The organism is 'Chrysanthemum coronarium' phytoplasma (genome assembly GCF_000744065.1).
In the GTDB taxonomy this organism is placed as follows: domain Bacteria; phylum Bacillota_I; class Bacilli_A; order Acholeplasmatales; family Acholeplasmataceae; genus Phytoplasma; species Phytoplasma asteris.
This window is the reverse complement of the sequence record NZ_BBIY01000027.1, coordinates 1-14,633: the sequence shown is the minus strand read 5'-3', so window position 1 is coordinate 14,633 and position 14,633 is coordinate 1. Positions and strand designations below refer to the sequence as shown.

The 14,633-nt window shown below is 26.9% G+C and carries 17 protein-coding genes and 2 pseudogenes; 15 read left to right on the top strand and 4 right to left on the bottom strand.

The annotated features are described in order from the left end of the window. Window positions 1-182: single-stranded DNA-binding protein (locus OYV_RS01620; RefSeq protein WP_042067971.1), on the bottom strand; the 182-nt coding region annotated here is incomplete at its 3' end. Next, window positions 176-823, bottom strand: coding sequence for a sigma-70 family RNA polymerase sigma factor (locus OYV_RS01615; protein WP_042067970.1), 648 nt, complete (start codon window positions 821-823; stop codon window positions 176-178). The genes OYV_RS01620 and OYV_RS01615, both read right to left, overlap by 7 nt. 257 nt (window positions 824-1,080) lie before the next feature. Here OYV_RS01615 and OYV_RS01610 point away from each other — a divergent pair, with 257 nt between their 5' ends. From OYV_RS01610 to OYV_RS04575, 14 genes and pseudogenes are all read left to right on the top strand, one after another. After that, window positions 1,081-1,389: a hypothetical protein gene (locus OYV_RS01610; protein ID WP_042067969.1), complete on the top strand. Its 309-nt coding sequence runs from the start codon at window positions 1,081-1,083 to the stop codon at window positions 1,387-1,389. Window positions 1,390-1,652: 263 nt separating this feature from the next. After that, a complete protein-coding gene (locus OYV_RS01600) occupies window positions 1,653-2,351 on the top strand; it encodes a hypothetical protein (RefSeq protein WP_042067967.1) in 699 nt (232 codons plus the stop codon). A 139-nt stretch (window positions 2,352-2,490) separates the two neighbouring features. Continuing rightward, a complete protein-coding gene (locus OYV_RS01595; protein WP_042067966.1) occupies window positions 2,491-2,703 on the top strand; it encodes a hypothetical protein in 213 nt (70 codons plus the stop codon). A 6-nt stretch (window positions 2,704-2,709) separates the two neighbouring features. Next, a complete protein-coding gene (locus OYV_RS01590) occupies window positions 2,710-3,198 on the top strand; it encodes a hypothetical protein (RefSeq protein WP_042067965.1) in 489 nt (162 codons plus the stop codon). 9 nt (window positions 3,199-3,207) lie between these two features. Continuing rightward, entirely contained in the window at window positions 3,208-4,794 is a 1,587-nt protein-coding gene (locus OYV_RS04400) for an AAA family ATPase (RefSeq protein WP_081931915.1), read from the top strand. A gap of 40 nt (window positions 4,795-4,834) precedes the next feature. Then, complete coding sequence (locus OYV_RS01580; protein ID WP_042067964.1) at window positions 4,835-5,503, top strand: sigma-70 family RNA polymerase sigma factor; 669 nt, start codon at window positions 4,835-4,837, stop codon at window positions 5,501-5,503. Next, window positions 5,469-5,696 carry a DUF2963 domain-containing protein gene (locus tag OYV_RS01575; RefSeq protein WP_042067962.1) on the top strand — a complete coding sequence of 76 codons (228 nt, stop codon included), beginning with the start codon at window positions 5,469-5,471 and terminating at the stop codon, window positions 5,694-5,696. The genes OYV_RS01580 and OYV_RS01575 overlap by 35 nt, the downstream gene beginning before the upstream one ends. 71 nt (window positions 5,697-5,767) lie before the next feature. Then, a complete protein-coding gene (gene dnaB / locus OYV_RS01570; RefSeq protein ID WP_042067961.1) occupies window positions 5,768-7,066 on the top strand; it encodes a replicative DNA helicase in 1,299 nt (432 codons plus the stop codon). Then, window positions 7,066-7,197: a hypothetical protein gene (locus OYV_RS05515; RefSeq protein WP_269077277.1), complete on the top strand. Its 132-nt coding sequence runs from the start codon at window positions 7,066-7,068 to the stop codon at window positions 7,195-7,197. Before dnaB ends, OYV_RS05515 begins: the two co-directional genes overlap by 1 nt. Further along, window positions 7,160-7,596, top strand: a pseudogene (locus OYV_RS01565) (hypothetical protein); the annotation flags it as partial. The gene OYV_RS05515 and the pseudogene OYV_RS01565, both read left to right, overlap by 38 nt. 17 nt (window positions 7,597-7,613) lie before the next feature. Beyond that, a pseudogene (tmk, locus tag OYV_RS01560) lies at window positions 7,614-8,250 on the top strand (dTMP kinase). A gap of 25 nt (window positions 8,251-8,275) precedes the next feature. Continuing rightward, on the top strand, window positions 8,276-8,788 hold the full coding sequence (locus OYV_RS04580; protein WP_081931914.1) for a DUF2963 domain-containing protein: 513 nt from the start codon (window positions 8,276-8,278) through the stop codon (window positions 8,786-8,788). A gap of 310 nt (window positions 8,789-9,098) precedes the next feature. Beyond that, entirely contained in the window at window positions 9,099-9,263 is a 165-nt protein-coding gene (locus tag OYV_RS04970; protein ID WP_172642341.1) for a hypothetical protein, read from the top strand. Between the two features lie 66 nt (window positions 9,264-9,329). Continuing rightward, window positions 9,330-9,902: a hypothetical protein gene (locus OYV_RS04575; RefSeq protein ID WP_320408565.1), complete on the top strand. Its 573-nt coding sequence runs from the start codon at window positions 9,330-9,332 to the stop codon at window positions 9,900-9,902. 45 nt (window positions 9,903-9,947) lie between these two features. Here OYV_RS04575 and uvrB read toward each other — a convergent pair whose 3' ends face one another. Both uvrB and uvrC read right to left on the bottom strand, forming a co-directional pair. Beyond that, the gene (gene uvrB, locus OYV_RS01540) at window positions 9,948-11,966 is read right to left on the bottom strand and encodes an excinuclease ABC subunit UvrB (RefSeq protein ID WP_042067959.1); all 2,019 of its coding nucleotides are present in this window, start codon (window positions 11,964-11,966) and stop codon (window positions 9,948-9,950) included. Between the two features lie 144 nt (window positions 11,967-12,110). Next, window positions 12,111-13,880 (bottom strand): excinuclease ABC subunit UvrC, encoded by a 1,770-nt coding sequence (gene uvrC, locus OYV_RS01535; protein WP_042067958.1) that lies wholly within the window; start codon window positions 13,878-13,880, stop codon window positions 12,111-12,113. A gap of 389 nt (window positions 13,881-14,269) precedes the next feature. Here uvrC and pdxY point away from each other — a divergent pair. Beyond that, window positions 14,270-14,633 (top strand): pyridoxal kinase (pdxY, locus tag OYV_RS01530; protein ID WP_042067957.1); only part of this gene is annotated, 364 nt, incomplete at its 3' end.

Sequence of the window (14,633 nt, the reverse complement as noted above, 5' to 3'; positions counted from 1 at the left end):
AAATATGTACTCATGTTTTCAGCTTGATTACGAAACACTACACAAGGGATGTATTGCACTTTATCTTTATTGTTAATTGCTAAATTGAAATCTATTTTAGGTATTTGTTCGTTGTTGCTATTGATATATTGTTTTTCTAGGTTATGAGCGATATTACCAATTAATTGAACTTTATTTAACATTTTTTATTCTCCTTATTTTTATAATTATCTTTATTATTTGGACTTATTTTTTGAATAGCGATATTTTTGATTTTTTCTATTTGTCTTAAAGTTAATTTTAGTTTTTGGGCGATTGCATGATTGGTTAGGGGTTGTTGATTAGGTTCGTTTTTGTTTTCTAGCGAGATACCAAAACTTAAACAAATAACATTGAATTCATTTTTACTTAGTTTAGTTTTTAGTTTTTTTATTAATAATTCATGTTTTACTTGTTTTAGCCATAATTGATGCGGATTAAGGATTTTATCCCAATTAGGTTGTAGGTATTTTTCTTCTTTAAAACTGATATTGTTGTGTTTGGTAGTTTTTTGGGGGATTGAAGGTGAATGGCTTTTTCTTATTAGTTCATTGATTGCAAATTTTATTTTCGGGGTTGTGTAAGTAACAAAGTCATAGCCTAAATCTTGGTAATTATTTAGGGCTTTGATTAATCCTAAAATCCCTTCTTGATATAAATCTTCTTTAGTTAAAACTTGAGGGTAATATTTAAATTGATAAACTAGTTTTTTTACTAAAGGTAAATGAAGTTCGATTAATTGATTACGAATTTCTAAATTCTTTTTATTTTTTAAAAAATCTTTAAATAATTTTTCTCTTAACATTTTATTCCTTCCTAAAAATATTTTTAGAAAAGATATGAAATTATTTTTTTAGTCTTAGAAAAGAAAAAAAGACTAACTTAATAGTTAGTCTTAAAGAATTTTTAAAAAGTAAAAAGTGTCTAAAGTTTTGGAACACCTCACTATAATAAAAATTTTAATGTTTTAGGTAAAAAAAATACAAATCAGATAGCACAGAGGAAGACCCCAAAGTTAATTGGGAGGATGCTTCTTGGACTGCCGAATATGATGAAAAAGGTTTGTATAGAACTAAACAACTTTTTTATTCAGCAGAAAACAAAGTTAAATGGGGTTCTAATTCAACTTGGTTTGAGGAATGTCATGAAGAAAATGGAACAACATTTCATAACAAAACCTTTTTTTGGTCTGACAGCGAAGAAGGAAATCTAAAAAAAGATGTGTCATTAAATACGATAATAGAAAAAATAAATTACATTCCCGATTTTACAAAAACCAAGGAGAAAATGAAGTTGATTGGGAAAACCAAAATACCCTTGATTTTGAATATGAAACAGGCACAGATGGAAAACTTTTTAAAAAGTTTGTAAAAAAATATACCAAAGATGGCAAAAAAGTAAGCTAATTATTAGAATTTGATTAAAAAGGCAAAGAATTATCACAAACCAAAAGATTTTACAATGATGCTGGTGAAGTTGAGTGGGTTAATAAAGATACTTGGGACGCAGCTTTTGATGAAAATAACAATCAAACAAAAGAACTATATTTTGCACCTGAAAGCACTTCAGAAGCAGACAAGAAAGTTGATTATCAAAATGAATCAACTTGCCATTATTTTTACGATCAAGAAGGATTGGATGATGGAGATTTCAACAGAAAAAGACATTACACATTAGAAGATGATCAATTAAAAGTTGATTGGGCTCATAAAAATACTTATGATTGGGAATATAATAAAGATAAATTACCTAAAAGAAAAAAATATTTTAATGCTGATGTTTCCGTTAATTGGCAATTTGTAGCTAATAGTAAAGAATGTACTTTTGATGTTAAATGGACATATGAAAAAGGAGAAGCAGTAAGTTTTTCAACAGTTCCAGTTCCCGAAGAAGACCATGCAGCCGAAAATGAATTACAAAATTATAAATTAGAAGCTTATAAATTAGTTCAAGAAGAAGATGTTGTAAAAGTAGTAAATAAATTAATGGCTGATGAAAAATTTCAGACTAAACTTCAAGAAAATGGATTACAAGAAGCATTACAAGAAACAGTAAAAGTATTATTGGATGAAGAAGTTAATAATTTAGTTGTATCCCCAGTTAAAAAATTACTTTCAAATACAACTAATGAATTATTATTGCAAGACGACAGAGACAAAAAAGTATTTAAAGATCAAGTTGAAGAACTAAACACAAAAGAAAAACTCCCAAAATCAGCTAAAAAATTAGTTTTACAATTAGTAAAAGAGTATTTTAAAGAACAAGTTTTAGAAAATTTTGATGATGAAGAAGACAAAGGATTAGTAAAAGCTTTTTTGAAAAATTTGTATTAGATCAAAAATTAACTGACACAACTGATAAATTGGTTCTAAATTAAGTTGTTGCTTTATTGGAAGAAAAAACCTTAGAAGCTTTAGAAGAAGATGACAAACTTCATTTTCCAGCTTTCTTTGAAGAAAAAAAGCAGATGAATTGAAAAATATTCCTGCACAACACAAAGTAACAGTTGTTGAATTTGTTGAATATTTAGTAAAAAAATTTGATAAAGAAGTAAAACAACCACTTTTAGAAGCTAAAAGATTAGCTCAAGAAAAAGAAGCAACATTAAATCAAGCAGTTTTATTTGTAGTTGAAAAATTAGTGAAAGAAACAGTAGAACAATTAGTTGCACAAGACAATAAATAAGCTGTTTTGGATAAAGTAGACAAACCTACTTTAACTAATCTATTAAAAGATTTAGAACAAACAAAAACAGTCCTTGGTACTTTTACTGAACCACAAGTTGATTTAGAACAAGCAAAAACAAAACTTTTAGAAGAATTACAAAAAGAAGAAACAAAACCAACAGTTCAATTAGAAGTTTGCAAAGCAGTTTTAAAAGCAGTGCAAAATAAAACCCAATTAACTAAAGAAGAATTGCAAGAACAATTGAAAAAAGCTAATGAAGATAAAGAAACTTTACAAGTTCAAGCAAACAAAGTATCTGGTTTAGAATCTGAAAAAACTAATTTAGAAAAAGAACTTCAAGAAACTAAAGATAAAACTAAAAATTCTAAATTACCTCTAGTATTTACTTCTGTAGGGCTAACAAGTACAGTTTTCTTACTTTTAGGAGGAAGTAGTTTTTTTTATTACAAAAAATATCACAATAGAACAAATAATAAACTTAAGAAAGAATAAAATATAACAATGATTCCAAAAAATAATTTTGTATCAATAAAAAGGTGGTCTCTTTTAAAGAGATCTACTTTCTTATTGTTTTTTGTATTGTTTTGTTTTCCTTTTGTTAAAGCTGAAGAAACTTATCCTGAGCAAAATCCAGAATTAAAAACTAATCTATTAAATAATAGAAAAAAAGTTTTTAAGGATAAATTGTTTGAATTTAAAAATGCTGTTAATGAATATGTTGAATTACAAAAAGAAGAAGATAAAACTAAAGTTTTTGAATTAATGCAACAATTAGAGCCTTTAACACAACAACAAAAAGAAGTTTTTCAAGGTTTTAATAATCAAGATAATGAATTAGTAAATGATTTGAAAAATAATTTAGAAACTGCTGTTAATGAAGCATTATCTAATGAAGAATTAGATAAAGAAGCTAAAGTTAAAGATGATTTTTTTAATGATTTATATGATAAAAAAATAAAAAAATCTTTAACCGAATATCAAACTAAAAAATTAGAAAATTATGGCAAAATGCTTACCAAATTAAATGAATTATTTCCTAGTAGTACTACTAATGAAAAAGCAAAAACTGTAAAAACTAATGTTACAAATCAACAAAAAGTATTTAAAAAAAATAGTGATCAAGATGGTTCTTTTAATAAAACTATTGTAGAAACTAAATTTGAAGATTCTCAAAAAGAATTAAAAAAATCGTCTTTTTTCCCTAATATAGAAGTAAAATTTATTCCTTGGAAAAGAACCAATGTTCCAGAAAAACAAATTGTTGCAATTTTAGGTTCTAATACTAAAGAATCAGATAAAATGTTTGAGTTTAATAGAACCGACAAACCTTCCTATAACTCTAGACAAGGAGGCAAAAATGAAAAAGTAGAAGTAATTCCATTATCAAAATTAGATGTTAATGTTAAAGAAGCTGATGATGATTTATTGGCAGTCTTTTTTACTCTTGGACAAAAAAATAAACAATCATTAACTTTAAAAGAATTATTGGAAAACTCTTTTGACACTCCTACTGTCTATTTTTTTAGAAAAGATAAGGAAAGTTGGAGTAAAAAACTTTCTTTGAAAAATATTAAAGGACTAGATGAAACTGTTAAAACTTTACAAGAAATGTTTGATTATATTAAAAATCCTCAAGTATGGAAAAAATTAGATGTTAAATTTCCTAAAGGATATTTATTTTATGGATCACCAGGAAAAGGTAAAACTTTTTTAGCTGAAGCACTAGCAGATACTGCAGGACTTCCTTTTTATGCTTGTAATGGAACTAGTTTTGGAACTTCTGTCCAAAATTCAGGAGCCGAAAACTTAATTAAAAAATTTAAAGAAGCTAGAGATGATTCGCCTTCTATTTTATTTATTGATGAAATTGATGCTTTACTTCCTGCCAGAACCGCAGAAACCAAAGAAGAAAGTATTAAAACTGTTAATGCTTTTTTAGATCAAATGGATGGTTTTGATAAAGAAGGCGATGTTTATGTAATTGGTGTGAGGTGTTCCAAAACTTTGGACAACTTTTTACTTTTTAAAAATTCTTTAAGACTAACTATTAAGTTAGTCTTTTTTTTCTTTTCAAGACTAAAAAAATAATTTCTTATCTTTTCTAAAAATATTTTTAGGAAGGAATAAAATGTTAAGACAAAAATTATTTAAAGATTTTTTAAAAAATAAAAAGAATTTATCAATTCGCGATCAATTAATCGAAATGCATTTGCCATTATTAAAAAAAATAGTTAAACAATTTAAATATTTCCCTAAATCACTTCAAAGAGAAGATTTATACCAAGAAGGAATTTTAGGTTTAATCAAAGCTTTAAATAATTACCAAGATTTAGGTTATGACTTCATTGCTTATGCAATCCCAACAATTAAAAGTGAAATTACAGAACTTATCAGAGGTCTACAAACAACTTCCACTTCCATAAAGGTTTTTCGGAAAGAAAAACAAACAAGTAATATTCCTTTTGAAGAAAAACAACCTCAATCTATTAATATCAACAATCTAAACCCCCATCAAATTTGGTTAAACCAAGTTAATCACGAATTGTTTATTCAAAAAATCAAATCCAATTTAAATCCCCAAGAATTCGAAATTATTAGATTAAGTTTTGGGATTCCTTTGGGAAATGTTAATGAGGATCCCCAAATTAAATATTCCAACAAAAAAATAGGCAAAATGATAAATTTATCTTCAAGGCAAGTAGAAATTATCAAAACCAAAGCAATTGCTAAATTAATAAAAAAAATAAAAAGGAATAAAAAATATGAATTATCAAAAAAACACAACTACTTATTATAATGTTGATGGTAAAACAATTTGTGGTATTCACGAACATGCACCTGATACATGGAATTTTATTAAAACAACCTGGTTTAATAAAGATGGTAAAACAATTAACTGTATTACTGAATATAATCCCAAAACAGAAGAACCAATTAAAGAAACTTATTATAATTTTAACGGAACTATTAAAGAAGTAAAAACTTTTTAATCAATATAGAAACTAAACCCCTTTTTGAAGGGGTATTTTTTATATCCCAATTTAAAAAAGGAGTTAGAAAGATGATTGAAGCCGAACGTGCTTTGTTGGGGGTTGTACTTTTAAACCCCGAAATAATTTCCTTAGTTTTTAATGAAATTACAGAAACTGACTTTTACAGTCCTCATCATAAATATATATTTAAAGCCATGAAAACCTTACATCAAAATAATAAAGAAATTGATTATGTTTCTATAAGTGCTATTTTAGAAAATGAAAAATTATTAAAACAAATAGGAGGAATTGATTATTTAAATGAATTATCTGATTCGATGCCTTCTCCTCGACACTTAGAAACATACATTGATTTAATTAAAGAAACATCTTTAAAAAGAGAAATTGGCGGTATTGTTACTAAATTATCCCAAATTGCAAGAAGCAAAATAGCTCCCCAAGAGTTTTTAGAATTAATAGAAACAAATACTGCAAAATTAAGAAAAAAACTCACCCCCAAGTTTAAAGATTTAAAAAGTTGTGTTTCTAAAGTAATCAAAGACATTTTGGAAAACCACAATAAAAATAATTTAGTTGGAGTTAAAACAGGATTTAATAATATAGATGATATAATTGGTGGTTTTAAACCAGGACAATTAAATATTTTAGCTGCAAGAACGGGAATGGGCAAAACTGCCTTTATGTTGAACTTGGCTGTCAATATTGCTAAAGTTTTTCAAAATATTCCTAAAAAAAATAATATTTTGATATTTAGTTTAGAAATGATATCCGAAGAATTGATTAAACGTTTAATTAGTTGTGAATCTCAGATTAGTATCAAAAAAATGGAACAAAAACAATTAACTCGTGAAGAAAAGTTACAATTATTACAAACAGAAGAAAAATTAACTGAATTGAATATTTTAATTGATGATGACAGAAATACTAAAATAGAAGAAGTTAAAAGAAAATGCCGTCAATTAAAATTTCACCAAGGACTTGATATAGTTTTTATTGATTATTTACATCTTTTAAGAGACGATCAATTTCTTAATTTAAATCAAGCAATTGGAATTATTACTCGTGAATTGAAAAAGTTAGTGATGGAATTACAAACTCCTATTATTGCTTTAAGCCAAATGAACCGCGCAACTTTAATGAGAGAATCTAAAATCCCTAATCTTTCAGATTTAAGAGATTCAGGTTCAATTGAACAAGATGCTGATATGGTAATGTTTTTGCATCGCGAAAGTTATTATGAAAAAAATCAATTTACAAATGATGTAGAAGATTTTACCCAATTTATTGTTACTAAAAATCGTTCAGGTAAATTAGGCCAATGTTACTTTAATTTTGATAAAGAAATCCAAAGAATCGAGGAAAAATAATGTTAATTTCAGAAAAAATTTTATCCCACATCAAACCTGATAATTACTTTAAATATCCTTTTAATCAATATATGAAATTAAATCATCAAATCAAATTCCCAAAAGCAAAAAGTACTTCGTGGCAAAATTAATGAATACCTAATTTTAATTTATTTTCGGCATTATGGAATCACCAAACAATATCCTCAAACATATTTATTTTTCATTCCTGATATCAAATTTGATTTAGTTTTATTTACCCAAAACAAACGCATTATTGCCTTCAACTTCAAAACTTGCCTTCGTGAACGTTATAAACAAGCTATCATCGAAGCCCAACAACTAAAAAACTTGATACGCGTTTTGAATATTATTTGTTAACTAATGATGCTATCGAATCCCAAAGACTCAACAATAAAATTAAAAACGGCAAAATTCAAGGAATTAATCAAGTAATTGATTGTTTTTCTCAAAAAGCCAATATCTTCTTAAAAACCTTATCCCAAAGACAATTTGTTTCTTTCCCAGAAATTAATTTAGTTAAAAAATAAGAAAGGAAATATTAAAAATGTTTAATAAATTAATAGTTTTTGAAGGGTTAGATGGAATTGGCAAAACTACTTTGATTAATAAATTAAAAAATTCTTTAATCAATAAAGGAAATAAAGTAAAAGTTTTTCAAAGTTTAGGAAGTAGTTCTATTGAAAAAGAAATAAGAAAATTGTTTTTACATCAAAGAAAAACAAGCCCAAAAAATAAATATTTTCTTAGTTTCGCCAACATGATTCAAGTTCAAGATGAACTGATAATCCCCAATTTACTCAACGGTCATCTTGTTTTAATTGACCGTTGGTATGGTTCCACTTTGGCATATCAAAGCAATGATGTTGATTGTGATGATGTAATAACATCAAAAATTATTAATCAATATTTAATCAAACCTCATTTAACTTTCTATCTAGATATTTACCCTAAAATCGGATTAAAACGTAAACAAAACCAATCAAATCATAAATTAGACTTAATCGAACAAAAACCATTAAATTATTTTGAAAATGTTCGTCAAAATTATTTAAACCAACATAAATATTGTAAAAAACCAAATTGCAACCATCAAAATTGTAAAAATATTATGATTAACACAACAACAAAAAGATAATTTATCCCAAATGATTAAAACTTTAATTAATAAAAAAATATTATAAATTACAAAAAGAAAGGGGTAAAAAAATGTCAAAAAATAATTCTAATAAAACCGATATTATCATTTGGGGTTTCTTATTTTCTATTGCTGTTATTTTTCTTTCATTTCTTTTATCATTAAGTTTTAAATCAGATAAAACAAATAATCAAGGTTGCGAACCACCAAATCCTGAAAATCCTCAATCAACTCAACAAACTCCATTAGTATCTGAACCCACAAGGAAAGAAATCATTTATTGGAAAAAAGATGATAAAACAATTTATTCCATCAAAGAATACAAACCCAAAACAGATAAATTAGTCAAATGTACCTATTACAACGAAGATGGAAAAACAATAAATTATATCGCTGAATACTACCCCCAAACAGGTAAAGAAATCAAAACGATCAACTACAGCAAAGACGGAACAATAAAATACATTTGTGAAATTATTATCAACAAACAAACTTTTTTACAATCAAACAATAATGATTGTTTTGAAGATGATAATAATAAAATTGAACAATTAAAAGAAGAAATAACTATTAAAAATGAATAATTGAAAGATTCTAATTTATCTTCCCAAGAAAAAAAGTAATAGAAGAAATTATTAAATTAAAAAATCAACAAAAAGAAGAATTAAAAACTGATTTATTATTAAAAAAATTCTTAAAAAAACTGAAGAAGAAATTTTAGAAATTGATAATAAAATAAAAACAACAAATCAACTGAAAGAAAAACATTTACTTACAGAAACAAAACTACTTAAAGAAAAAGAAATTATTAAATATAAAAATTTATTAAAAGATAAAGAAGTAAATATTATTAATGTTAAACAATTAGAAGAAAAATTAGCTCAACTTGATTTAGTGAGCGCAACTAAGACTGCTTTAGAAAACCAAAAAATCCAAGCTCAAAATAAAATCAAAAACATCAATGAACAAATAACTAAAAAACAAATCTCATTAATTTACAATCCAAATTTAATGCCATTGAAAAAGAATTATAAGACCCTCAAATTTCTTCTGAATTAAAACAATATTTAATTAAATATAAAGAAAACACCGAAACTAAAATAACTAATTTAGAACAACAATAAAATAAATGATTACATTAAAACTCTTACAATTCCTCCAAGAGGAGGGGCTCTAGGTTATATGTGGCCTACTTCTGATAAAGAATTTTTTTGTCATACCGAAAATCAACTCAAATATGAAATAGTTGTTTCTTTGGGAGGAGCAGCTGACGAAGAGCTTTTTTGCAAAACTAGAACTAATGGCGTTTACAGCGATTTAAAAAAAGTTACAGGAGTTGCTTTTGGCATGGTTGCTTATTCGGAGATGAGTCCTTTAGGATATATTAATTTTGAAAAAAGTTCTGGACAAACTCGTTATCAAGTAGACCAAGAAGTTAAAAAAATAGTTGATGAATGTTATAAAACAGCTAAGGAACTTTTAACAACTAATAAAGTTTTAGTAGAAAAACTAACTAAAGCTTTAATGGAAAAAAATACCCTAAACCAAAGCGAAGTTTATGCTTTAGATGAAGAAGCTCAAACAGAAACAAAAGGAAAAGGTAAGCCAGAAAAAGAAAAACAAGCTGTTGAAAATGAAAAAGAACAAAATGAAAAAGATCAAAATACAAAAGAACAATCCACTAAATCAACTAAATAAAAATTAAAAAGATAAAGAGCTCTTTTGGGATCTCTTTTTTTTATTTTAATTGTTATCTTTTTTGCCTTTTTTCTCTAACTCCAAAATCAAATCTCTTAATGTAGCTGCTTTTTCAAAATCAAGGGTTTTGGCAGCTTCTTTCATCATTTTTTGTAAACGTTTAATTTCTTTATTTTTAGCTGTAATATTTGTATGTGTTTGCAACTTTTTTTGTCCCTTAACTTTACCATTTTCATTTTCATTTTGGGCACTTTCTTTTTGTTTGATTGAAATTGTTTCTAAAATAGTTTTGTTAAGAGCAGTTGGTGTTACTTTCATTGTTTCGTTGTATTGTTGTTGGATTTTTCTTCTACGATAAGTTTCTTCAATAGCAATTTGCATAGCAGGAGAAATACAATCAGCATACATAATAGCTTTGCCTGTAATGTTTCTAGCTGCTCTTCCAATAGTTTGGATAAGGCTTCTTTCGTTTCTTAAAAAACCTTGTTTGTCAGCATCCAAAATAGCTACTAAAGCTACTTCAGGTAAGTCAAGTCCTTCCCTCAAAAGATTAACTCCCACCAAACAATCGTATTTTCCCAATCTTAGATCTTTTAAAATTTCAAGTCTTTGTAAAGATTTAATTTCACTGTGTAAATAAGCTACTTTGATGCCTAAATTTTTTAAATAAGCAGTTAGGTCATTGCTCATATTAATAGTTAAAGTAGTTATCAAAATTCTTTGATTATTTTTAGTTTGGTGTTTAATTTCAAAGTAAAGGTCATCCATTTGGTTGTGAGTTGGTCTTATTTCAATTTCTGGATCAAGGACAAAAGTAGGTCTTATAATTTGTTCTACAATGGGGATTTTTTTAGTTAATTCATAGTTGCCAGGAGTAGCTGAAAGATAGATAACTTTATTCATTTTGGCTTGGAATTCATGGAATTTTAAAGGTCTGTTATCAAGGGCACTTGGTAGTCTGAAACCGAAATTTACTAAGTTGGTTTTACGAGAAAAATCACCAAAATACATTCCTTTAATTTGGGGAATAGTTACATGAGATTCGTCAATAATGGTTAAAAATTCATTTCCAAAAAAATCAATTAAAGTTGATGGTGCCTCGCCTTTTTCTTTGAGTGCTAAATGTCTTGAATAATTTTCAACACCATTGCAATTGCTTATTTGTTCTAACATTTCTAAATCATGTAAAGTGCGCATTTTAATTTTTTGGGCTGCTAAAAGTTGGTTAGTTTTTTCAAAATGATTAATTTGTTCCTTTAATTCTTGGCGAATTCTTTTGATACTTTCTTGTAATTTTTGGGTATTTGTAGCATATAGACTAGCAGGAAAAAGAGTAATTAATTTAAGATTCATAATTGCTTTGCCATTTAAAACATCAAAATTTTGAATATTTTCAATTTCATTGCCAAAAAAAATAATGCGGATACCAATTTCTTTGCTAGATGAGGCAATAATTTCTATAATGTCACCTCTTACTCGAAAAGTTCCTCTTTGAAAATTAATTTCATTTCTTTGATATTTTAATTCTATTAACTTGTTAATTAATGCTTTCCTTTCGTACTTATCTCCAATTTGTAAATGTAGTGTTGATTTTTGATAATCTTTAAGGTCGCCTACTCCATAAATGCACGAAACCGAAGCAACTACAATTACATCATCGCGGTTAAGTAATGAACCTGCGGCACTATGACGCAACTGATCAATTTCATCGTTGATTTTGGAGTCTTTTTCAATGTAAGTGTCGCTTGATGCTACATATGCTTCTGGTTGGTAGTAATCATAATAAGAAATAAAATATTCTACGCGATTGTTGGGAAACATGGCTTTTAATTCGTTGTAGAGTTGTCCTGCTAATGTTTTGTTGTGAGCAATAACCAAAGTTTTTTGTTGTAAATGTTGAATAATATTTGCAATGGTAAAAGTTTTTCCAGTGCCAGTAGCTCCCAAAAGAATTTGTTCTTGTAAACCTTGTTTAAAATTATTAACCAATTTTTGAATTGCTTGGGGTTGGTCGCCACTTGGTTTTAAAGAACTTTGCAATTTAAATAAATTTGTTAAACTCATTTGTTGCTCCTTGCGTTTGTTTTTTTTATTTTGGTGATTTTTTGGTTTTTAATTTCAAAATATTTAGATGGTTGTTTTTCTGTGTTCCAAAATTTTTGTCCATGTTTTTATCAATATTTTTAATAAATGTCTATTTGCCCACTTTTATAAACTCTTTTTAATTAACAAAAACAACTTTTGATTAATTCCTATTTTTTGAAAATCTTGCAAAGTGGCTTTTTTGATGGCTTCTAAACTTTCAAAATGATTTAAGATGGCTTTTTTTCTAACAGCGCCAACTCCTTTTATATTTGATAAAGTAGTTTTATAATCTAGTTTGTTTTTGGTTTTGCGGTGAAAAGCAACAGTGAAACGATGGACTTCTTCGCTTAAACTTTTTAAAAAATAAAATAAATTAGGGCTTTGTTCCAACATTAATTTTTCTTGCAAAGTTACAAGATGAGTTAATTGATGTTTGTTATTTTTTTGCAATGCTCCTAAAGGAATTTCATAGCCTAGTTTCTTTAAAGTTTTTTGGCTTTGTCTTAACTGTACTAAACTGCCATCAACCAAAATTAAATCTGGTGAATCATTTTTAACTTCCTTGTCTTTGTTATAACAACGTGTAAGTGTTTCTTCAAAAGCTTGATATTCGTTAGGAAATTTGCCTTTAATGTGAAAAGTTCGATAAAGTTTTTTGTCAAATTCAAAATGATTAAATACAATTCTTGCTGCCACAAAGGCTTGTCCAAATAGTTGAGAATTATCAAAAACATCAATTCTTTTAATATCTTTATTAAAAATAATTGCCAATTTGTCTAATGATTCTTGGATTTTTTGGTCTTTGGATTGATAGATTAAATTATTGTTAGCTAAATCATTTTGGGCGTTTTTTAAGGCTAGCAAATAAAGTTTCTTTTTATCTCCTTTATGAGCAATATTTACTTTGGTTTGTAAGATTTGTTCCAATAAAGTTTGGTTAGTTATCATTTGTTGCAAAATAGTTTCATCTTGGCTTTTGCCTGTAATAATTATGTCTGGTTTAAGGTTTTTTTGATAATAACAATTAAGATAAGTTAAAATGTTTTCCCACACAAAGCCCACATATGAAAAAACGCTATGATAAGATTCAACGATATTTCCTTGGCGCATTTTTAAAATTTGAATTGATATTTGGTCTTGATTAAATGCATAAGCAAAAATATCGCAATTTTTCAGTTTTTGATTGCTGATAAGTTGTTTTTTGGTAGTCTGTTTGATTGAATAGATAATATCTCGGTATTCTTGGGCTTTTTCATAAAACATTTTTTCGCTAGCTGTTTGCATTAAATGGTGTAATTTTTTTAAAATATCTTTGATATTTCCTTTTAAAAATTTAGTAATTGCCTCAATGTTGGGTTTATAATTAATTGTTTTTCCTGCGCAAGCACCGAGGCATTGATTGATGTGAAAATGAAGACACGGTTTTTTTGATGCTAACGGACATCTTCTTAAAGGATACAAAAGATGCAACAATTTTAAGGTTTCTTTGGTGCTTTTAAGATTGGGATAAGGACCAAAAATTATTTTTCCTGGAGGAATTTGTTTGAATCGCGAAATTTTTAATTGTGGGTGCTTTTCTTTAGTAATTTCAATATAAGGGTAAGTTTTGTCATCCAAAAGTTTGAAATTATATTTAGGGGTGTGTTTTTTGATTAAGTTAGCTTCCAAAATTAAGGCTTCTTGTTCGTTGTTAGTAATAATGTAGAAAAAATCTTGGGTTTCTTCAATTAGCATCGTTGTTTTTAAGTTGTTGCTTTTGGTAAAATAACTTTGGACGCGTTTTTTTAAATTTTTGGCTTTGCCAACATAAATGATGGTATCATTTTTGTTTTGGAAAAGATAACAACCAGGATTGGGCGGTAAAGTTTTTATTTTTTCTAAAAGAATTGACATTTTAAATTACTTCCGTTTATTGAATTGTTTTTTTATTTTTTACCTAATTTAAGGGTGGTTTTATTTTCTGGTTTGGTTTTGGTGTTTTTTTATTTTGCTTATTTTTATTTTGCTTCTTTTTTATTTATTTTTCGTTTGTTTTCATTAACTTTATTATATCAAAATTACCATTCTTTTTTTGAAATGATTAAAAAAATTTGAAGTATTTTTGATAATAAACTGATTTTTTTCAAACTAAAATAATAATTCATAAATAAATTGCAAAATAAGTTTATTTTTGATTTAGAATAGAAGTATAGTTTTAGATTATAAAATAGTAAAATGAAAAAATCAAAACTAAAATACTTGAAAAACAACCAAATACCAGCCAAATAAAGGAGAGTTCCAAAATGAATATACCCACCAAACCCAAAAATATTCTTTCTATCCAATCTCATGTAGTATATGGCTATGTTGGAAATAAAGCAGCAGTTTATCCTTTGCAAAATATGAATTTCGATGTTTGGCCTATCAATACAGTTCAATTTTCCAATCATACAGGTTATCAAAAGTGGCAAGGACAAATTTTTAACAAACAAAATATAGTTGATTTGGTAGAAGGTCTTTTTGCTCTTGGAGTAGAAAAACAGTGTCAAGCTATTTTAACAGGATATATGGGATCTTTATATATTTGCGAAGCTGTTTTGGAAATTGTTGCAAGATTTAAACGAACGAACCCTGATATTTTATATTTATGTGACCCTGTAATGGGCA